Raw genomic sequence first — 20,040 nt, 5'->3', positions numbered from 1 at the left:
GTTAGACGAATAAAACCACCCCGAATTATTCGTATCCCTGGCGGGGAAGCAGTCTGATTAAGTCCTGACTAGTTCATATCATCAACCATGTTTTGTGTCGTAATACGTAAGTCAAAAAAAAAGGCCCCACCGGAAAACCGGCAGGGCCTTTTGGGGATATATACGGGGAATTATAGCTTCTTGCTAATCATCTCCAAGCTGCGCTTTAGGAAGCGGTTTAGCGCCTCGCCCTTTAGCATGTTGTTGGAGAGCAGCGCGAGATCGATGAGCTGGTGAACGGTTTTGTGCGCCTTGCCCCAGCTGCCCAGCAGCTCGGTCTCCTCCTTGCGGATGGCCTCTACCTTACCTTCAACCTCTTCGATGCGTACCTTTAGGTCGGCAGGGACATCCTCGTCCTTCTTGTCGCCCTTCTGCTTGTTGAGGTCGGCTAGAACATCCTCCTCGGCCTTAAGCTTAGCCTTGTACTCCACGATCTTGTCGTTAAGCTCGGCCTTTAGGTCGGTGCTAACATCGACAACCAGCGGGTGGTTGGCGTTTACCACTACGTTGTACGAGTCGGGCAGCTTGCCGTAGAAGTTCATTCCGCCACCGCCGCCCATTTGCGACATGTCCTTCATGCGGCGCATGAACTCGTTCTGGGTGATGACCACCGGTGCAGCGGTTTCGCTAAGCGCCTCGAACGACACCTGGTACATGGCCTCGCCGCCCTCGGGGGTGTTGGCCTCGAATACGGGCTTCAGGCTCTCCTGCTCGTCGGGGGTAATCTTCCACTCCTTCTTCTTATCCTTGCGCACGAGGTTGTCCATCACATCCGAATCCACGCGTACGAACTGAGCCTTATCGAGCTTACCCTCGAGCATCTGCACGAAGTGGCTATCGAGCTGGCCGTCCATCACCATTACGTTGTACTGATGCGCCTTGGCGGCCTGGATGAAGCTGTACTGCGCCTCGGGGTCGTTGCTGTAGATGTACACCAGCTTGCCGTCCTTGTCGGTTTGCTCCTCCTTGATGGCATCCTTATACTCCTCGAAGGTGTAGTGCTTGCCGTCAACATCCTTAAACATGGCGAACTTTACGGCGCTGTCGTAGAACTTCTCGTCGCTAAGCATGCCGTACTCTACGAAGAGCTTCAGGTCGGCCCACTTCTGCTCGTACACCTCGCGCTCGTTCTTGAAGAGGGTGCTCAGGCGGTCGGCCACCTTCTTGGAGATGTGGTTCGAGATCTTCTTAACGTTGGCGTCGGACTGCAGGTAGCTGCGCGACACGTTGAGCGGGATATCGGGCGAGTCGAGAACCCCGTGGAGCAGGGTAAGGAACTCGGGCACGATGCCCTCTACCGAGTCGGTAACGAACACCTGGTTGCAGTAGAGCTGTATCTTGTTCTTCTGAAGATCGATGTTGTTGCTGATCTTGGGGAAGTATAGGATTCCGGTAAGGTTGAAGGGGTAGTCCACGTTGAGGTGGATGTGGAACATGGGCTCGTCGGCCATGGGGTAAAGCGTGCGGTAGAACTCGGCGTAGTCCTCGTCCTTGAGCTCGGCAGGCTTCTTGGTCCAGATGGGGTTGGTTTGGTTGATGATGTTATCCTCATCGGTCTCCTCGTACTTGCTGTCCTTCCACTCCTTCTTCTTGCCGAAGGCGATTTCGATGGGCATGAACTTGCAGTACTTGCTCAGCAGCGCGCTGATGCGCTCCTCCTCGAGGAACTCCTCGCTATCGTCCGATACGTGCAGCACGATATCGGTACCGCGGCGCTCGCGCTTGGCCTCGCCGATGGCGTACTCGGGGCTACCGTCGCACTCCCAGCGAACGGCTGGCGCATCCTTCCACGACTTGGTTACCACCTCCACCGAGCTGCTCACCATAAACGACGAGTAGAAGCCCATGCCGAAGTGGCCGATGATCTGCACCGACTGGTCCTTAAACTTGTCCAAGAACTCCTCGGCGCCCGAGAAGGCAATCTGGTTGATGTACTTCTCCACCTCGTCCTGGGTCATCCCCACCCCGGCATCCGACACGGTGATGGTCTTCTTCTTCTTGTCCACGCTCACGCGGATGGTAAGGTCGCCCAGCTCCTGCTTGCACTCGCCGGTACCTACCAGCGTTTTGAGCTTCTGGGTGGCATCAACGGCGTTGGAAACCAGCTCGCGGAGGAAGATCTCGTGGTCGGAGTAAAGAAATTTCTTGATGATGGGGAAGATATTCTCTGTAGATACCCCAATTTTACCTTTTTGCATATTGTAAGCTTTTTTGTTTTCTGGCTGATGTACGTTCAAACGATGTGCCACCCGCCAATCCCTGCCAATATGGCAAGCATATCTGACAACCGCCCCCAAAAACGCTCCGCCGTTGCCAAATTTGCAGCATCACCCGCCATTGCCCCCTACTTTTGCAGACATTGGTACTTCCGCCGACCCCAAAGTACCGTTGTACATTTACAAGAGTACTTCCGTCTACCCAAAAGTACCGTTGTACATTTACAATAGTACTTCCGTCCACCCAAAAGCACTCTTGTACATTTACAATAGTACTTCCGCCCACCCAAAAGTACCGTTGTACATTTACAAGAGTACTTCCATCGCCCCGAAAGTACCGTTGTACATTTACAAGAGTACTTCCGCCTACCCAAAAGTACTCTTGTACATTTACGATAGTACTTCCGCCTATCGGTTTGTACCAACACCTTCGCGTGTTTTTACTTTTGGGCATCGGTTTGTACCAACACGTCCGCGTGTTTGTACTTCCGCCCACCTGCTTGTACTAACACCGATGCGTGTTTGTACTTCTGCCTACCTGTTTGTACTAACACCAATGCGTGTTTGTGCTTTCGGGCACCTGTTTGTACTAACCTAAAGCTTTGGGGGATCACCATTGGGGGGTTAGAGCCAAAAAAGGCGCCCCCCGCTTACCGGAAGGCGCCTTCGCATATCTTTCACAACCCCTACTGGGTAACCGTTATGGTAGTGTTAACCGTCATTGGGAACTGCACGCCGTCGGGCAGCTGGGCATTTGGCAGTATCTCTACGTTACCCTTCATTGCCTGGATGGCGGTATTCTTAATCACCCACCCCGTCTTCAGGTCGATGATAGCGGTGCCTTCGGTGGTGCCGCTAATGGCGTACTTGGCGCTCATGCCGTTCATCAGGGCTGGCTCGGCATTCTCGGGCGTAGCCATTTCGCCGGCATACTTCACGGTAACGCTCTCGGCGGTAACATCGGTAACCTCGTTTTGGTTTTGCTGTTCCAGCACAATCATGCTCTTAAGCTTAAGATTCGAAGTCCACTTCTCGCCCTTCACGCTTTTTGGCGGATAGTAGGCAAAGGCATTTTCGATGGTTTGGCGCATATTATCATCGCCAAACTGCCCCTTAAAAAGAGTTTTGAGGGTTACCTTCTGGTCTTCGCTCAGCGTTACCACCGAGTTCACCGCCTTGTCGATAGCCGTGTTGATGTCAATCTCCGCCACCTTGCCCGATCGGGTAAGCGTTACCTTAAAGGGGCTCTTCGACAGCTCGGCGAGCAGCATCGACGTGAGGTCGTTCACGTTTTTCGAGTCGGACGAGAACTCCTGCACTCCCATTGGGCTTTTCGTCGTTGTCATTATCTTACTCATGGTAGCCTCAATAACAAAGAGCGTATCCTTCACGTCGAGCACCTTAAAGTTGGTGGTGGAGGCAACATCCATCTCCATATCCATGTTCATCCCCTGAACCAGCTGGGAAATCTTGCTGTTTGTAGTGGAAACCTGCAAGTAGGTCTTGCCCTTCTCCAGCCTCAGCTGGACGGAGCTCCCTGCGAACGATGCCGAAAAAACGAAGAGTAAAAATGCTGCTGCCGTAAGTCTTTTCATTGCTCAAATTTTAAGTAGATATTTAATACCACATCGGAAACCCGCGAAAGGGGTAAACGACAGCCGAATATAGGCAATAATTCGTGATAAGCAAGCGCTTGCGCTGAAATGAGAAAAGCGCGGCACCCCAACCGGGCTACCGCGCTTCGTATGCTGCATCACTAAAAATTATTCGCTAATAAAGTCCCCCTCGCGGATAAAGGCAACCGCCCTTTCGATGGCCTGGTACATGATGATGTCCTCCTCCACGAATGGAACGGCCTTGCGGAAGTCGGCAAGGAACTCCTCCAGGTAGGGCGATGTTTTTGCCGGACGGCGGAACTCGATGGCCTGCGAGGCGTTCATCAGCTCGATGGCCAGGATACGCTCCACGTTATCCACCACCCTAAGCGCCTTGGTTGCCGCGTTGCCGCCCATGCTCACGTGGTCCTCCTGTCCGTTCGACGACACGATGGAGTCCACCGAGGCAGGCGTACACAGCTGCTTGTTCTGGCTCACCATCGACGCCTGGGCGTACTGCGGAATCATGTAGCCGGAGTTTAGCCCCGGGTTGGCAACAAGGAACTCGGGCAATCCGCGTAGCCCAAGGATTAGCTGCGCCACACGGCGCTCCGAGATGCTACCCAGCTCGGCAAGGGCAATGGCAAGGAAATCCAATGCCAGCGCCAATGGCTGTCCGTGGAAGTTTCCACCCGAAAGCACCAAATCCTCGTCAACAAAAACGGTGGGGTTATCGGTAACCGAGTTCACCTCGGTAAGCAGCACACCGGCCACATAGGCAATGGCATCCTTCGATGCGCCGTGCACCTGCGGCATGCAGCGGAACGAGTATGGATCTTGCACATGCTTCTTCTTTCGGGTGATAAGCTCGCTCCCCTCAAGAATGGTGCGGATGTTTCGCGCCGTCTCCAGCTGCCCCTGATGCGGGCGGATGGTATGCAGCAGCTCGTTGAAAGGCTCAATGCGACCATCAAACGCCTCCAGCGATAGCGCGCCAACAACATCGGCCAGCTTCACCAAGCGGAAGGCTCGGATAAGGGCAAGCACGCCGTGCGAGCTCATAAACTGAGTTCCGTTAAGCAGCGCTAGCCCTTCCTTCGATTGTAGTTTTATAGGCTCCCAGCCAAACTCCTTCAGCACCTCATCGGCATTGCGCTTAACACCCTTATGGCGAACCTCGCCCTTACCAATCAGCGGAAGGAACAGGTTCGAAAGCGGTGCAAGGTCGCCCGATGCGCCCAACGAGCCACGGTCGTACACAATAGGCAGCACATCGTTGTTGTAAAAGTCAATGATGCGCTGAACCGTAACCACCTGCACGCCGCTCTTTCCCAACGATAGCGCATGCGCCTTAAGGAAAAGCATAAGGCGGATGATGGCAGGTTCAACCTCAGTGCCGGTGCTGCACGCATGCGACATCACCAGGTTTTCCTGAAGCTGGTTTAGCGCCTCGAACGATATGGAACGATTGCAAAGCGAGCCAAAGCCGGTGGTAATACCGTAAATCGGCTCGGTCTGCGTTTTCATTTTATTATCTAGGTAGTCGCGGCACTTCTGTATAAGCGCAACCGACTCCTCCGAGAGGCTTAGCTGCAGTTCGCCATCAGCGGCTCTTTCGAGCACATCGTAGGTTAGCGGGTTAGGTGAAATTGTGTACTGGTTAGCCATTTTGTTTTTTTAAGTAGTTCTTCGGAGAACCTAGCGGGGCAGATGCGCTATCAGCTCGCCAACAGGCACCTCCTGCTGCTCCCCTGTTATCATATTCTTAAGAGATACAACTTGCTTCTGCATCTCGTTCTCTCCAACAATAGCCACAAATGGGATATTACGCTTGTTGGCGTAGTCCATCTGCTTCTTCATCTTTGCCGATTCGGGATAGATCTCCACGGCAACGCCCTGCGCACGAAGGTTAGCCATCACAGGCAGGCAGAAGAGTTCCTCGGCCTTACCAAAGTTGATGAACAGCAGCTGCGTTCCCACCATCGAGTTTTCGGGATACTTGTTCAGCGTATTCAGCACGTCGTAGATACGGTCGGCACCAAACGAGATGCCCACGCCCGATACATCTTTAAGCCCAAAGATGCCGGTAAGGTCGTCGTAGCGACCGCCACCGCAGATGCTACCCATTTCGGTATCCTTCGACTTTACCTCGAAGATTGCGCCGGTGTAGTAGTTCAACCCACGGGCAAGCGAAAGGTCTAGCTCAACCTCTTGGGTGATGTTCAAAGTGGCGAGATAGCCAAAGATGGTAGTTAGCTCCTCGATACCCTTCATGCCCACTTCGGAGGTTGATAAAACCTCGCGAAGCTTCTCTAGCTTGCTCTCGGTGGTTCCGCTAAGGGTGATGATGGGCTGAAGCTTTTCGATGGCGCTACGCTCGATGCCGCGCTCCTCGAGTTCGGCATTTACCGCGTCAATACCAATCTTATCGATCTTATCGATGGCAACGGTAATGTCGATTAGCTTATCGGGGTGACCGATAACCTCGGCAATGCCGCTAAGGATTTTGCGGTTATTTATCTTGATGAGGACGTTAATCCCAAACTTGTTGAAAGCAGTGTCGATAATCTGCACCAGCTCCACCTCGTTAAGCAGCGATTTGCTGCCAATAACGTCGGCATCGCACTGGAAGAACTCGCGGTAGCGACCCTTTTGTGGACGATCGGCACGCCATACAGGCTGAATCTGGTAGCGCTTAAAGGGAAAGGTAATCTCGTTCTGGTGCTGCACCACAAAGCGGGCAAACGGAACGGTAAGGTCGTAGCGAAGCCCCTTTTCGCAGATCTTTGTGCTAAGGGCATTGGCCCTATCCGAGGTAAAATCCGAAGCATCGGCACCTGAGGTAAAATCGCCAGAGTTCAAAATCTTAAAGAGCAGCTTATCTCCCTCATCGCCATACTTTCCGAGCAAAGTCGAAAGGTTCTCCATTGCAGGGGTCTCGATGGGTTGGAAACCATAGGTCTTGTAAACCGACTTAATGGTGTCGAAGATGTAGTTGCGCTTCGCCATTTCCTCGGGCGAAAAGTCTCTTGTACCTTTTGGGATGCTTGGTTTTTGTGCCATTTTATCGCTTTTTTATTCTTAGTGATGCAAAGATAAGCAACGCATCCAAGAATAGAGCATTTTCGTGCTAGGCCCCAAATTTCACAAATTCTTTCGATTTATCATTAATTACAAACCTACAATTACAACAAAACACTTTTCAACCCATTACAATAACACTTTACACACCAACAAAACCAATTCAATAACAATTCAACCGTTCACATACAATACTCAACCATACAAAACAAGCGGACATCCACCCATTGGATGCAAATAAAAGCCCTGTTCTCTCTGCATTTTTTTGTACTTTGGCATTGTCGGAACTACAAAAATCTTTGCCATGAAAAGAGGTCTTGTTGTTTTTGGAATTTGCCTAGCCGCATTGCTCGTTTCCTGCAAAGGAAAGCACGAGGATCAAGCTGCTGGCGCTGCAACCCATCAGAATGCAAAGGCGCTGGCGACAAGTAGCACGCTAGATGTTGTTGGAACCTACACGGGCACGCTCCCCTGTGCCGATTGCCCAGGCATCAAGGTGGAGATTATCCTCGATGCCGATAAGAGCTTTACCTACAACAGCACCTACATCGACCGCAATGCCAATGCGCCTATTGAGGATATTGGGGAGTGGAGCGTAAAGGGAGATACCCTTACGCTTACCTACGACGATAGCAGCACACCCACCAAATTCTTTATTGGCAAGGGCTACATCCAGCAGCTCGACGGCGATGGCCAAAAGATTACCGGTAAACTAGCCAGCATGTTTATTCTGAAAAAGAAATCAAACTAGAAATAGAAAAGGCGCCTCCTAAAGCGCCTTTTCTCCTATATTTTTAATCCCCTCTATCGGATTATGCTTGTGTACCCTATCCTTTACGAGCAGCGTGGTTGTTGGAACAGTAGAGTTCATCCCGAAAACCATATCGTGCCCCACGCATAGCCCCATAACGATGTTCATTTCGCTGCCGTTTGCGGCAAGATACTCGGCTTGTCCTAGCGGGTTGCAGCTAATTCCCACAGCACTATCGCCAAGGAACTCGCTCTTGGGAAGCTTCCCCGTTTTACAGTCGATGGCGAGCACCTCAAAATCCTTCGATAGGAACTGCTTTACCACCTCGGCCTCCTTTGCCACCGCCATGCAGTGCGCCAAACCGATCTTCTTGTATCCCGACTTAAGGGCAAAGTTGCGGATCTCCACCAGCCGGGTAGCACCCCGCTCGAGCGCCTCCTCGGCAAGCCTCATCACCGCTAGTTCATCCTCGTTGTACGATTCTCTGATCATCTTTTTCCCTGAAAATTAGTTTGCGGCAAAGGTAGCATTCATTTTTTCACCAGCGAATGCTGCATCACCCAATAAAGTGGTACGCTTATTGATATGTAACAACGCCATGCCTGACGGATATTAGTGCGGCAGGCAACCATTAATCCAATAAAAACATCAATAATGAAGAGATTACTCATTGCACTATTCGTTACCCTTAGCCTAGGCGCGTTCGCACAGGAACAGGAAATTAAGCAGCACTTCATAGAGGTTGTTGGCAGCTCGAAGATGGAGGTAGCGCCCGACATCGCCTACTTCTCGCTGCTGCTAGTCGATAATCCTAAAGAAAATATCAACGTTGAGAAGCAGGAGGTGGAGATCGCCAAGGTGCTAAAGAAGTACGGCGTTCCATCCGAGAACCTTACCATCGACAAGCTGAGCGGCATCCGCCAAAAGGTGAGCTTCTGGGGCACCAAAGATGTGGTAAACCGTAAGTCGTACCTCCTAAAGCTTACCAATTTGGCCGTATCGGATAAGATCATCGAGGAGCTATCGTCGCTAAAGATCACCTCCATCAGCCTGTACAAGGTGGAGAATAGCCAAATCGAAACCCACAAGCTAACCGCCTGCGAGCTGGCCTCGAAGAACGCCAAGGAGAAGGCGGCATCCTTCTGCAAGGGAATGGGAGTTGCTGCCCTAGCCCCCCTAGCCATCTACGAGCAGAACCTTTTTGTATCGGGCGAGGAAAACGAGTACCAGCCCCGCCTATACATGGCCAAGGCAATGGAAGATAATGCTGTTGGTGGGGAGCAGGAAGAGCCACAACAGGCATTTAAGAACATCGTTATTAAGTGTACCGTAAGGGCCAAGATAGAGGTTAAGTAAGCCGCCACAACCATCCATACCATACGCTACCGATAAGCCACACCGCTTGATGTGGCTTATTTTTTTGCCCCCGCCGCTCCAGCGCCGTTTTAGCCTAAGTGACGCGCTTAATAGGCGCGTTCTGGCCAGCATGCCGGGATACCGCTTAGCCACCTAGGGCGATGCCGGTGGCACGCTCCGGAAATTCGCCCATGCCTCGGCAACGAGCTTTCACGATTGCGAGAAGGTTCCCGCCCCCTCGGAAATGAACTTTCACGTCTGCGAGGAGGTTCCCGACCCCTCGGATATGAGCTTTCACGTCTGCGAGAAGGTTCCCGACCCCTCGGATATGAGCTTTCACGTCTGCGAGGAGGTTTCCGACCCCTCGGCAACGAGCTTTCACGTCTGCGAGAAGGTTCCCGACCCCTCGGATATGAGCTTTCACATCTGCGAGAAGGTTCCCGACCCCTCGGATATGAGCTTTCACGTCTGCGAGGAGGTTTCCGACCCCTCGGCAATGAGCTTTTGCGGCGGCCATCCTATCGCCCTTCCGGCTCCTCGCGATTAGCCTTGCAGGGGATAAAAAAACAGGGGCGCCCCATACTGGAACAGCCCCTGCTATATCGTTTCACAAAACAAACTTACTTGCTATTTTCCGCGCTGGCATGTACGCTGCCGGTACGCTTCAGCACACCCCAGATCGCCAGCTCGCCCTTCATGGCCTTAAGGTAGGCCTTAACCAGCACCACAAAGAGTATTTGGCGGTACACAAAGCGCTGTACGAAGAGCAGCACCGCCTCCTTTAGCCCAAATTTCAGGTTGTCGAAGCTGTAGGCCACCACCGAGATGAGCAGCTCTACCACGTAGAAGATGACGTACGAGAGCACAAACGCCATGGCATGCTTGGAGAAAAGCCCAAAGATGAACATGATGTCGACCAGCGGCGAGAACAACGGTATGATAAAGCCGAAGATGAGCAGGTTGGGCAGCAGAATCCACCCCATGTTGGGCTTACGGCGCGTAAAGAGCAGGTCGCGGTGCTTCCAGAAGCTCTGCATCATGCCAAACGACCAGCGGAAGCGCTGCTTCACGAACATCTTCAGCGATTCGGGCGCCTCGGTGAGCGAGAGCGCCTCGGTGCAGCTGCGTACGGCGTAGCCCTCACGGAGAATGCGGACGGTAAGGTCGCAATCCTCGGCAAGCGTATCGGTATCGAATCCTTCAATCTCCTCCATCACCGAGTGGCGGAAGGCGCCAATGGCCCCCGGCACCACCAGGATGGCATTGGCGTAGTCGAATGCCCGGCGCTCGAAGTTTTGGCTGGTGTTGTACTCAATGCGCTGCCAGCGGGTGAGCAGGTTCACGGGGTTGCCCACGCGAACGTTTCCGGCAACGGCCCCAACGCGGCTATCGGCAAAGAATGGCACCATCTTTTCTACCGCATCGGGCATTAAAAGGGTGTCGGCATCGATGCAGACAAGTATTTCGCTATCGGTATGGCCTATGGCGTAGTTGAGCGCCGATGCCTTTCCGCCATTGGGCTTGGTGAGCACCTTTACGCGGGGATTCCCCTCGAAGGCCTGCTTCACTACGGAGTAGGTGCTGTCGGACGACCCATCGTCAATAAAAACAACATCGAAGCTGGGGTAGCTGCACTTCAGCAGGTTTTCGACGGTGCGAACGGCATTCACCTCCTCGTTGAAGGCGGGCACGATAATGCTTACCGATGGGTGGTAGCTGCTGGCGATATCGCTATGCAGCACGCGGCGCTGCTTGCGGCGCTGCAGAATGGCCAGCACCAGCAAGCTGAGCAGGCGGAAAATGCCCAGGCCGATGGCCACAAAGAAGAAGCCACGGAGGAAGTGCTGCCATATAAAGGTGAGGAGGAAGAAGATGCCGTTGATGTCCTCCAGCATGAATACGTTTCGCTTTACCTTGGGCATCACCTCGTCGCGGCTTTTGCCCATGAGTTCGGAGGCGGTAACAAATTCGTAGCCCCGCTTCTTAAAGTAGTCGATAATACGGGGTAGCGCCAGGATGGTTTGCGAGCGCTCGCCGCCCGAATCGTGGAGCAGGATGATGTTACCCAAATGCTGCTGGGCAATGGCGCGCGCCACAATGGTATCCGCACAAACGCCGCGCTGCCAGTCGTTGGGGTCGATGGACGAAGCTACGGAGATGTAGCCCTCGTCGTAGGCCACCGAGAGCGGCTTAATCTCGAATATATTCTGGGGCTCCGCGTTGGTGTTGTAGGGGGTGCGGAATAGCATGGTAGAGTGCCCCAGCACGCTCTCCAGCAGCATGCGGGTAGAGCGAAGCTCGATGCGCTCGCGGTCGTCGGAGGTCACCTCGAGGTTGGGGTGCAGGAAGGTGTGGTTGCCAATCTCGTGCCCCTCGCGGTAGACCCTCTTCAGCAGCGGAATGTTATCCTCGGCATTAAGGCCGGTGACAAAGAAGGTGGCATGAATCTTATTCTTCTTCAGGATGTCCAGTATCTGAGGGGTGTACTCGCCATCGGGGCCATCGTCGAAGGTGATGGCCAACTTTTTGGGGTTTCCAGCACCGTAACGGTTAACCTGGTACGACGAGGGGAGATGCTTGTAGCTCTCGTCGGAGATAAAGAACTCCGACTTGTCAACATCAAGACTTACTAGGCCATCCTGCGGCTTGCTGATTACCTCCACCAGCTCGCCCTTGCCATCGTAGTTGATGGAGTACATCGACTTGATGCGCTTAAGCAGGTTGAAGTTAAACGGATTGCGGTCGAGGGCTTCGGATGACATATCGCGCTTAAAGAAGCTCCAGATGCGGTAGTCCTCGCTGCCCAAATACCAGATGGCAGCGCCGGTAATGCCGTAGTCGGCGCCCGTACGCATGGCGTTAAATACGCTTATGGCATCGTTGCAGTGTGCCTCGCACAGCTTTCCCTGATCGTCGTAGTACTTAAAGAAGAGGTCGCTGTTGTCGGGGTCGAATGTCACGCTGGCTTGGCTCTCGTTGGCCAGCGAAATGAACTGCTCGTAGGACAGGTCGTCGGCATTGGCCCCGCCATTCCAGTTGTAGCCGTACCCGGCGGTACAAAGCACCAGCTTGCTGGTGGGCACGTTGCTTACCAGCCAGTCGAGCGACTTCTCGATGAAGCCCATCGAGGCAATACAGCCAGGAGTGCCGTCGGCATTATGCTCGTCGTAGGCCATGGCGAAAACCAGGTCCACCTCCTCGCTAATCTTCTTGATGCTCATGCTGAACTCCGCCGGGTTTACGTCGATGGTCAGCAGGTAGCCATCCTTATCCATGGCAGCGCTCAGCTCGCGGGCAAACTGGTAGTAGTAGGGGCCAGCAGCAGCGGGCATCGTCTCGAAGTCGATGTTTATACCCTGGAAGCTGTACTCCTCGAGGAAGGCGAGGATGTTCTTTATCAGGGTTTGGCGGCTCTCCTTGTTCTTGAGGAGGCCAAACGCAGCATTTCCGTTCCACTGCCCGTTGTAGTTGTTGCTAAGCAGCGGCACAATGGCAATCTTGTTTTGGCGCAGCAGGCTAACAATGTTCTTGTCCACCTTCATCTCCACGTCGCCCTTGGCATTTTTCAGGTAGAGCCATTCGGGAATCACCATGTTAAGGTTATTCAGGTTGGCCTTCAGCGAAACGGCAGAGCTCTTATCCCAGTTCACGTAGAAGCCAGCACGTACGGGCATGTACGCCTTCACATCGCCGGGGATGGCCGCTGGCTGCTTGTACAGGTCATTTTTTCGGTGCTTGCGGACCTCCTTAAGGCGCTTGATAAAGGCGTTGATTTCCGACTCGGAAACCTTCTTCTGCTTCGGGTTTTTGTTGATAACGTGGATGCGCTTTTCGCTAATCCGAAGGCTCTTGATGCTGTAGGTCTCTCCGTGGAAGAACGAAAAGAGTATGGAGACAACCGCAATTACAAGCAGCACCAAAAAGATGCGTACGGCCCATAAAAAACTATTCCAACGTGTGCCCGAATGGCTTTGAAAAACTTGCTTGCTCATGTATAGCGAAATATGTTAGGGCAACCAAAAGTTGCCAGAAATTACCAGTAGCGACAGCAGGTTGATGGTGTTGCTGTAGTAGTGAAACTTGTTAGGCGCAAAGCCGCCCATGTAGCTGTACCCCCTGTTTAGCCACTGCTGGTTGCCGCCGTTAAGCATGCCGCCAACCACAAAGGGGCTAACAAAGGCGGGCTCGGGGTAGCAGAAACGGGTGCCCACCGCCCCGCTGAGGCGATACCCGGCGTAGATACGCTTAAAGTCGCCCTTGGTTGAAGCCTGCAGCCAGGCAATCATCGGGTTGATAACCTGCTTGGCGCGAACGTCGCCGGTAAGCAGGAAGTCGAGCCCAAGCCTAAAGGGAACCCGGCAGGCGTTGTAGCTGTAGGTGCCATCGTCGGCCGACTCCAGGTAGTGAGGCTTGGCGGGGACGTACTTCTTAGCCCTATAGGTAATAAAGTCGGGGATCAGGCCGGCTTTGGGGCTATACTTCTTCTGCGTAGCCAAGAATATCTGGTAGGTGCGGTCTACCACCCTACCCCACTCGGCGTTTGGGCAGTACTTGTTGAACACCTTAAGGTGCGTGGGCATAAAGTCGGAGGTGCGGATGTCGAAGAAGTCGTAATCGCCGGGGTCGTTGGCATCGCTGAGCAAGAGGGTATGCTTTTGCTTGTTTACCTCGTACCGCAGGATGGCCGTTGCGCGCTTAATACCTTCGGCGCGGTAGTTAATGGCGCCCTTGCTGCCCCACTGCGCATCGGCCATAAACAGCGAGAGGGCAATATCCAAGTCGCCGTCGGTGGCCGAGGTGTTGTCGTACTCATCGCCATTCTTCTGGTGGTTGATGCGGCACCCTCTTAGGATGCTCCACGACATTAGGTCCTTGCTCTTTGCGGTTGGATGGGCGACAACAAAGCGGTACATGCCGTCGTAGATACGCTGGGCGTTCTTGTCGTATCCGGCCATTAGGGGGATAATCATCATCCCGAAACCTTGCCCCTCCGAAACGCACACCACCGGTACGCCGTTCTTCGTGTCCCCCTCGTCGGTGTACACATAGTAGAGGCCGGGGTTGCTGCAGTCGTTCTTTACGTACCGCAGCTTCCACTGGGTGTAGAAGTCCTTCACGGCGTTGTCTAAACTGGCCTGCTTCGTCTGTGGTTTTATGGCCCCCTTGGCGTAGCTGGTGTGGTTGGGGAACGGATGCCTTAGGTGGCCATTCTGCGAGTAGGCTCCAACGCCAGCCAAGATGCCAGCAGTGGCCAGCAATCCCCCCCTTACCTTACATTTCAAAACTTCAGCGATGCTCATAGCTTGTAAAATCCCTTCTTGCTTTCGCTGCCTAGTCGTGCAGCTTTAATAAGCATACAAATATACCCTATAGCCCCCTTAACGAGAGATTCATTTGGCATTTTTAAGGAAGAACTAATCTGCTGTGGGTTTATTAACAGCCGGAAGGCGAAACGGGCGGATGCAAGATGGCCGCGGCCATATCCTACACCCCCAAGGGGAACTCCTCGGGGCACCCCGGCAAGGCAGCCCCCGTTGCCTTGCCGAGCGAGCAGGCTAATCAGCAAACAGCAGTACGTTTGGGTAGGCAAAAGCTCTATTGTAAATGTACAATAGTACTTTTGGGTAGACGGAAATACTCTTGTAGATGTACAACGGTACTTTCAGGGTGACGGAAGTACTATTGTAAGTGTACAAGGGTACTTTTGGGTGGGCGGAAGTACTATTGTAAGTGTACAAGAGTACTTGGGGGTGGGCGGAAGTACTCTTGTAAATCTACAACGGTGGAAACGGGTAGACGGAAGTAGAAATACTCGAACGTGTTAGTACAAACCGATACCCAAAAGTACAAACACGCGGACGTGTTAGTGCAAACCGGTAGGCGGAAGCACCTACCCGAGGAAGAGCTACTGGACGCTTAGCATTACCGTTTGAGGCCCTTTGCTACCGTGTAGGTTGCAGTTGCCTTGAGCCGTAACCGTTGTATTCTCAGTAGGCACAAACTTATACTCTAGGGTAAAGTTGCTGTCTGGTGGAAGCGCCTTTTTCGAGTACTCCCAGCGCTGAACCTCTTTCCCGTTCAAGTTAAGGGTCACCCAGTTGGTGTGGTGCATCTTGGTGTTGGCGCTGTGGGAAACCTGAATGGTAATGGTAACCTCCTGCCCCTTCTTAGCCTTTTCGGGGGCATTAACCTGTACCGAAGTCTTGTTGGCAAAAGCCACCGATACCAGCAGCAGGAGCGCGATGATTGCAGTAAATTTCTTCATGGCAGTATTTTTTTATGATACTGCTATAACAACCATCCGTAGGCTAGTGTTTGATTTTTAGCATAAATCCGGTGCCGTGTACGCTCGAAATCTCGATGCTGGGGTCATCCTTCAGGTACTTGCGCAGCTTGGTGATGTACACATCCATGCTTCTACCGGCAAAGTAGCTGTCGTCTTTCCAGATGGTGAGCAGCGCCTTGTCGCGCTGCAGCACGCTGTTGGCGTTCTCCACGAGCAGTTTCAGCAGGTCGGCCTCTCGGGGCGACAGCTTATCCTCCACCCCGCTATGGGTAAGGGTGCGCACCTCCGAGTCGAAGGTGTAGCTGCCAATTTCGTAGGTGGTTTTAGGCGCGTTGGCGGCACCGTTCGACAGTTTATCGCGATTGAGGATGGCGTTTATCTTCCAGATGAGCACCTCCGAGTCGAAGGGTTTGGTGATGTAGTCGTCGGCCCCAATGCTGAAGCCCTCCTGGATATCGTTCTTAAGCGTCTTTGCGGTTAAAAAGATGAGCGGGATGCGCGAGTTGTGCTCCTTTATTCGGCGGGCAATGGTAAAGCCATCCACGTTAGGCAGCATCACATCCAGCACGCAGATGTCGAATTCGCCCTCGATGAACGTCTTGAAGGCTCTGGCGCCATCGGCTACTAGCGTTACGTTAAACTCGTTGATGGAGAGGTAGGCCTTTAGCACCGAGCCGAAGTTGGTGTCATCTTCTACCAAAAGTACGTTTACATTACTCATCGTTAGCTGTTTTTTTGTGGAATGGTGATGTCGAAGCGGCTCCCCTTGCCCAGCTCGCTCGATACGCTAATCCTTCCGTTATGGGCCTCTACAATCGACTTCACGAAGGCTAGCCCCAGGCCAAATCCTTTAATGTTATGGATATTCCCGTCGGTATGGCGGTAGAACTTGTCGAAGATGTGGCGCTGCGCATCCTTCTTCATGCCAATCCCCTTATCGATTACCGAGATGTTAAGCTTATTGCTGGTGTTAAAGGTACAAATCTTCACGAAAGGCTGCGAAGGCGAATACTTAATGGCATTGTCGATGAGGTTAACCAGCGCATTCAGCATATGCATCTCATCGGCCTCCACAACCGGGTTGCTGGCGTTAAACTCCTTAACGATAGTCCCCCCCTTATTGGCGATTTGCAGTTCGAAGTGCCCCACCGCGGTGTTGATCACATCGTGGATATCGAGCGTCTGCGGATTCTGCTTAAGCCCGGCACGCTCCACCAGCGCCATCTTAAGTACCTGCTCCACCAGGCGGTTCATCCGACGGTTCTCGTCGCGAATAATGCCCGTGAAGTACTTAACGGCATCCTCCTTCTTTATCACCTTGTCGTTATCGATGGAGTCCACCGCCAGGTTGATGGTGGCGATAGGCGTCTTAAACTCGTGGGTTACGTTGTTCACGAAGTCGCTCTTCACCTCCGAGAGCCGCTTCTGCTTGAGCAGCGTCACAATGGTAAAGGTAAACGTGATAAGGATGAATGCCATGAGCAGAATTGACCCCACCAGCAAGAAATTAAGCGACCCGAGGATGTAGCTGCGCGGATTATCGAGTTGCAGCTGCAAGCTGTACGACTCGCTACCAATATCGTAGGGAAAAAGCGGCGTTTTGTAGCTCGATGGCTTATCGGCGAGGTAGCCCTTCGACCGAATTCCTGTAATCTCATCGCCTTTATCGTCGTAGATCGCGTATTCGAAGGGAACCTCGATGCCTTCAACGCGCAGCTCCGCCTTAAGGGTGGAGTCAATCAGCGACGCCTTGATCCGCTTCTCAATGGGCTGATTCTTGGTGTCGAATTCGAGGATCATCTGGCGGATGGCATTCTCAATCCGACGCGAGCGCTTCTCGATATGCGTCCGAAGGAACTGCTCCGCCTCCTTCCGTGATGCCGCCTCATTCGCCGGAGACTTCATCTCGAAGGGCATGCTTATCTCATTTTCGAAAGGGCTCTGCTGCACCTTCTGATTCTTCCGGCTCTTCTTTTTATGGCTATCCAGTTTTAGGGGCTGCTGGTTTTGCTGCCCGTACTGATACTGCTGCCACTGATCCGGGTTTTGGAGATCGGGAAGCACGAAGGAGTTCTCCATCATCCCTTCTGGCGTTTTTATCCTAAAAATAACGCGATTCTGATCGTCCTTGTACGAGAACTTGGAGCTTTTAAGGACGCTGTTCACCAACGAATCAACATAGGCAATATCCTGCTGCATGAGGTTGCTGCTTTCGCCCCCCTTAACCGTTCTCCCCTTCACCCTCGACGGAATTCCATAGATGCGCTGATCGAAGGTGTCAAGCAGCTTCGAAACGTTGTAGCGGTCTTCTATCTTATTTACCGTCGAGCGCATGGCATTAACAACCGATCGGTTGAGCTGCTCCTCCTTAATATGGTAAGCATTGTTAAGCCAAAATAGCTGAGTTACAGCTATGGCTACTAGCGCTGCTCCAAGCAGAATTGCGATCCCCGGTATTGCCTTTTTCTTCATCTAGTGGTATTTCGCCGTTATCTCTCGTTTTCTATTTACAAATGTACATATTAAAAACACCTCGCGCGTGCGCCTTAACTTTTTGTTAACAGGCATTAACCAGTCCTTAACCGCAACCCCATTTTTGCGTCGTAATTTTGTGGAAAGCAAACCGAAGCTTACAAGCAGCAGGCCCTTCAGAATTCTGTCAAACCTTTAAGAGAATCCTGATGGGTATCACCAAAACATTAAAAACATAACACCAATGAGAAAAGGTTTACTTATAGCATTGCTTGCAATGGGAGTTGTTGCAACAGCAGCCGCCGGAAGCATCCCAAAAAAGAGCCAAAAGCCGAAGTACCAGGCAAAGGCGGACACCTCGTTTAATACCCAACCCTACAACTTCGATAGCCCTGCCTCCATTGAAGAAATGATGAAGGAGATGCATAAGCAGTCGCGCAGCTTCATGAATGACGCCATGGCGATGATGAATGATGCGCCAATGCACGATTTTCACTTCCCCGCAAGCATGGATAGCATCATGAAAAAGATGGAACAGGGAGAATTCGTAGACTCTTCGGGGAACTGCAAGTTCCACAAGCGCAAAGGTATGGTTATAAAACATCCTAAAATGCACGGAAAGCAGTTCCGCATTAGAACCGATTCTCTAGGAAAGAACGAATCAGTTGTAGTTTTAAGCGATGGTAAAAAAACGACCATCATAAAGAATGGTACGGATACCACCGTCGTAGATGGTCCTATGGACAACATTACGGATAACTTCGACTTTAACATGGATATGCCAACAATGCGCCATGGCATGCCTCAATTCAACTTCCGAGGATTTGGCAACGACGATTTAAATTCAATGGCAAAACTCTCCTTTAGCCAAGGAGAGTACGCTCCGGAAGCACCTTCGGTTCAAGAAATGGACATGCTGGTAAAGAAGGGTGTCGTTTCATCCAAAGAGGCAAAGAATACCCTAAACGTAGAGGATGTTAGCATTATTCCTAATGGGAGAAACAACACCTATTCGGTAGTTTTCCGCCTCGAAGGAATCGAGCAGTGCGAGCTACAAGTAGTGGCTCCAGATGGTATGACACTCGAGAAATCCACAATTATAGGCAACGAAAACCGATTCAAACGAACGGTAAAAATCACACCAAATCAAGATTACGTTTATGTTGTAGTTTCTAGCGATAAGAAAATATCCGTAAACAAGTTTTGGTTTTAAGCTTTCATTACAGTTTGATAAAAAAAGAGAGGGTCTCCTAGGAGCCCTCTCTTTTTTATATTTCTTCAATACACAGATTTAGGAAACATCTTTGTGTAGTGATCCATTTTACCTTCTATCCATCAGCACCACATTCTCTACGTGGTGAGTGTGAGGAAACATATCCACCGGCTGTACCTTTTTAACTTCGTAGGTATGAGCAAGCAGCGCAATATCGCGAGCTTGGGTGGCAGGATTGCAGCTTACGTAAACAATACGGTTAGGCATAGCGCGCAAAATGGTATTGGCAACGTCTTCATGGATTCCTGCACGTGGGGGATCGAGGATAATAACATCGGGGTGTCCATTCTCATCGATAAATCTATCGTTGAGCACATCCTTCATATCACCAGCATAAAAGGTGGTATTGGTAATGCCATTAATTTCGGAGTTCACCTTTGCATCTTCAATAGCTTCAGGAACGTACTCTACGCCCACAACCCTTTTAGCCTTCGAAGCAACGAAGTTGGCAATGGTTCCTGTACCCGTGTAGAGGTCGTAAACAACCTCACTACCGGTTAGTCCAGCAAAATCGCGGGCAACCTTGTACAGTTGATAAGCCTGCTCGGAATTGGTTTGGTAAAATGATTTGGGTCCAACCTTAAACTTCAGCCCCTCCATCTCCTCAATAATATGATCTTTTCCCGCAAACGTTATCACCTCCTGATCGGTTATGCTGTCGTTACCTTTGGTATTGATAATGTACTGCAGCGATGTAATCTGAGGGAATTGCTCCTTAAGGTGGTTGAGTAGCGCGATACGCTTCTCCGCATCCTCGTAGTAGAACACAACGATCACCATCACCTCGCCTGTTGAAGCGGTACGGATGATGAGGTTACGCATAAACCCTACCTGATTACGAATATCGAAGAACTCGTAGCCGTTCTTTAAGGTAAAGTCACGAACTGCCAAACGGATAGCATTTGATGGCTCCGCCTGTAGGTGGCACTTCTCGATGTCGAGCACCTTGTCGAACATACCAGGAATATGGA

The 20,040-nt window shown here is 51.9% G+C and carries 15 protein-coding genes (1 of these 15 only partly in view); 4 read left to right on the top strand and 11 right to left on the bottom strand.

Features of this window, described 5'->3' with window-relative positions:
• Positions 1 to 170: 170 nt before the first annotated feature.
• The 4 genes from htpG to hisS all read right to left on the bottom strand — a co-directional run bounded on the left by htpG (position 171) and on the right by hisS (position 6,913).
• Positions 171 to 2,237, bottom strand: a complete 2,067-nt coding sequence (htpG, locus tag ACHZA1_RS15405) for a molecular chaperone HtpG (RefSeq protein WP_320052750.1) — start codon at positions 2,235 to 2,237, stop codon at positions 171 to 173.
• Between the two features lie 704 nt (positions 2,238 to 2,941).
• Positions 2,942 to 3,850 (bottom strand): DUF6263 family protein, encoded by a 909-nt coding sequence (locus ACHZA1_RS15400; RefSeq protein ID WP_320052749.1) that lies wholly within the window; start codon positions 3,848 to 3,850, stop codon positions 2,942 to 2,944.
• 168 nt (positions 3,851 to 4,018) lie between these two features.
• A complete protein-coding gene (hutH, locus tag ACHZA1_RS15395) occupies positions 4,019 to 5,518 on the bottom strand; it encodes a histidine ammonia-lyase (RefSeq protein ID WP_320052748.1) in 1,500 nt (499 codons plus the stop codon).
• A gap of 30 nt (positions 5,519 to 5,548) precedes the next feature.
• Positions 5,549 to 6,913, bottom strand: a complete 1,365-nt coding sequence (gene hisS / locus ACHZA1_RS15390; RefSeq protein WP_320052747.1) for a histidine--tRNA ligase — start codon at positions 6,911 to 6,913, stop codon at positions 5,549 to 5,551.
• Positions 6,914 to 7,235: 322 nt separating this feature from the next.
• On the opposite strand from hisS, the gene ACHZA1_RS15385 reads away from it, so the two are divergent.
• Positions 7,236 to 7,682 (top strand): copper resistance protein NlpE, encoded by a 447-nt coding sequence (locus ACHZA1_RS15385; RefSeq protein ID WP_320052746.1) that lies wholly within the window; start codon positions 7,236 to 7,238, stop codon positions 7,680 to 7,682.
• Positions 7,683 to 7,700: 18 nt separating this feature from the next.
• Here ACHZA1_RS15385 and ACHZA1_RS15380 read toward each other — a convergent pair whose 3' ends face one another.
• Positions 7,701 to 8,174, bottom strand: a complete 474-nt coding sequence (locus ACHZA1_RS15380) for a DUF1847 domain-containing protein (protein WP_320052745.1) — start codon at positions 8,172 to 8,174, stop codon at positions 7,701 to 7,703.
• Positions 8,175 to 8,336: 162 nt separating this feature from the next.
• Here ACHZA1_RS15380 and ACHZA1_RS15375 point away from each other — a divergent pair, with 162 nt between their 5' ends.
• Together ACHZA1_RS15375 and ACHZA1_RS15370 are read left to right on the top strand one after the other, a co-directional pair.
• Complete coding sequence (locus ACHZA1_RS15375) at positions 8,337 to 9,038, top strand: SIMPL domain-containing protein (RefSeq protein WP_320052744.1); 702 nt, start codon at positions 8,337 to 8,339, stop codon at positions 9,036 to 9,038.
• 328 nt (positions 9,039 to 9,366) lie between these two features.
• Positions 9,367 to 9,585 (top strand): hypothetical protein, encoded by a 219-nt coding sequence (locus tag ACHZA1_RS15370; protein ID WP_320052743.1) that lies wholly within the window; start codon positions 9,367 to 9,369, stop codon positions 9,583 to 9,585.
• Positions 9,586 to 9,658: 73 nt separating this feature from the next.
• Here ACHZA1_RS15370 and ACHZA1_RS15365 read toward each other — a convergent pair whose 3' ends face one another.
• From ACHZA1_RS15365 to ACHZA1_RS15345, 5 genes are all read right to left on the bottom strand, one after another.
• Complete coding sequence (locus tag ACHZA1_RS15365; protein ID WP_320052742.1) at positions 9,659 to 13,030, bottom strand: glycosyltransferase; 3,372 nt, start codon at positions 13,028 to 13,030, stop codon at positions 9,659 to 9,661.
• A gap of 15 nt (positions 13,031 to 13,045) precedes the next feature.
• Positions 13,046 to 14,338, bottom strand: coding sequence for a glycosyl hydrolase family 8 (locus tag ACHZA1_RS15360; RefSeq protein WP_320052741.1), 1,293 nt, complete (start codon positions 14,336 to 14,338; stop codon positions 13,046 to 13,048).
• A 605-nt stretch (positions 14,339 to 14,943) separates the two neighbouring features.
• Entirely contained in the window at positions 14,944 to 15,303 is a 360-nt protein-coding gene (locus ACHZA1_RS15355; RefSeq protein WP_320052740.1) for a desulfoferrodoxin family protein, read from the bottom strand.
• A gap of 43 nt (positions 15,304 to 15,346) precedes the next feature.
• Positions 15,347 to 16,045 carry a response regulator transcription factor gene (locus tag ACHZA1_RS15350; RefSeq protein ID WP_320052739.1) on the bottom strand — a complete coding sequence of 233 codons (699 nt, stop codon included), beginning with the start codon at positions 16,043 to 16,045 and terminating at the stop codon, positions 15,347 to 15,349.
• A gap of 2 nt (positions 16,046 to 16,047) precedes the next feature.
• The gene (locus ACHZA1_RS15345; protein ID WP_320052738.1) at positions 16,048 to 17,796 is read right to left on the bottom strand and encodes a HAMP domain-containing sensor histidine kinase; all 1,749 of its coding nucleotides are present in this window, start codon (positions 17,794 to 17,796) and stop codon (positions 16,048 to 16,050) included.
• 244 nt (positions 17,797 to 18,040) lie between these two features.
• Between ACHZA1_RS15345 and ACHZA1_RS15340 the strand changes: the two genes are divergently transcribed.
• Positions 18,041 to 19,009 carry a hypothetical protein gene (locus ACHZA1_RS15340; protein ID WP_320052737.1) on the top strand — a complete coding sequence of 323 codons (969 nt, stop codon included), beginning with the start codon at positions 18,041 to 18,043 and terminating at the stop codon, positions 19,007 to 19,009.
• A gap of 108 nt (positions 19,010 to 19,117) precedes the next feature.
• On the opposite strand, the gene rlmD is transcribed toward ACHZA1_RS15340, so the two are convergent.
• Positions 19,118 to 20,040, bottom strand: partial view of a 23S rRNA (uracil(1939)-C(5))-methyltransferase RlmD gene (gene rlmD, locus ACHZA1_RS15335; protein ID WP_320052736.1) — the 3' portion only. Its footprint extends 481 nt past the window's final position; only the last 923 of its 1,404 coding nucleotides appear in the window; the start codon falls outside the window, past its right edge — the gene reads right to left on this strand; it ends in the stop codon at positions 19,118 to 19,120.

Source organism: uncultured Acetobacteroides sp., from assembly GCF_963667355.2.
GTDB lineage: Bacteria > Bacteroidota > Bacteroidia > Bacteroidales > ZOR0009 > Acetobacteroides.
Note: the sequence above shows the minus strand (reverse complement) of the source record. Positions and strands in the feature narration are given on the sequence as shown.

Coding starts and splice junctions, on each gene's coding strand:
- htpG (WP_320052750.1), bottom strand. CDS start 2,237: ATGCAAAAAGGTAAAATTGGGGTATCTACAGAGAATATCTTCCCCATC.
- ACHZA1_RS15400 (WP_320052749.1), bottom strand. CDS start 3,850: ATGAAAAGACTTACGGCAGCAGCATTTTTACTCTTCGTTTTTTCGGCA.
- hutH (WP_320052748.1), bottom strand. CDS start 5,518: ATGGCTAACCAGTACACAATTTCACCTAACCCGCTAACCTACGATGTG.
- hisS (WP_320052747.1), bottom strand. CDS start 6,913: ATGGCACAAAAACCAAGCATCCCAAAAGGTACAAGAGACTTTTCGCCC.
- ACHZA1_RS15385 (WP_320052746.1), top strand. CDS start 7,236: ATGAAAAGAGGTCTTGTTGTTTTTGGAATTTGCCTAGCCGCATTGCTC.
- ACHZA1_RS15380 (WP_320052745.1), bottom strand. CDS start 8,174: ATGATCAGAGAATCGTACAACGAGGATGAACTAGCGGTGATGAGGCTT.
- ACHZA1_RS15375 (WP_320052744.1), top strand. CDS start 8,337: ATGAAGAGATTACTCATTGCACTATTCGTTACCCTTAGCCTAGGCGCG.
- ACHZA1_RS15370 (WP_320052743.1), top strand. CDS start 9,367: ATGAGCTTTCACGTCTGCGAGGAGGTTTCCGACCCCTCGGCAACGAGC.
- ACHZA1_RS15365 (WP_320052742.1), bottom strand. CDS start 13,030: ATGAGCAAGCAAGTTTTTCAAAGCCATTCGGGCACACGTTGGAATAGT.
- ACHZA1_RS15360 (WP_320052741.1), bottom strand. CDS start 14,338: ATGAGCATCGCTGAAGTTTTGAAATGTAAGGTAAGGGGGGGATTGCTG.
- ACHZA1_RS15355 (WP_320052740.1), bottom strand. CDS start 15,303: ATGAAGAAATTTACTGCAATCATCGCGCTCCTGCTGCTGGTATCGGTG.
- ACHZA1_RS15350 (WP_320052739.1), bottom strand. CDS start 16,045: ATGAGTAATGTAAACGTACTTTTGGTAGAAGATGACACCAACTTCGGC.
- ACHZA1_RS15345 (WP_320052738.1), bottom strand. CDS start 17,796: ATGAAGAAAAAGGCAATACCGGGGATCGCAATTCTGCTTGGAGCAGCG.
- ACHZA1_RS15340 (WP_320052737.1), top strand. CDS start 18,041: ATGAGAAAAGGTTTACTTATAGCATTGCTTGCAATGGGAGTTGTTGCA.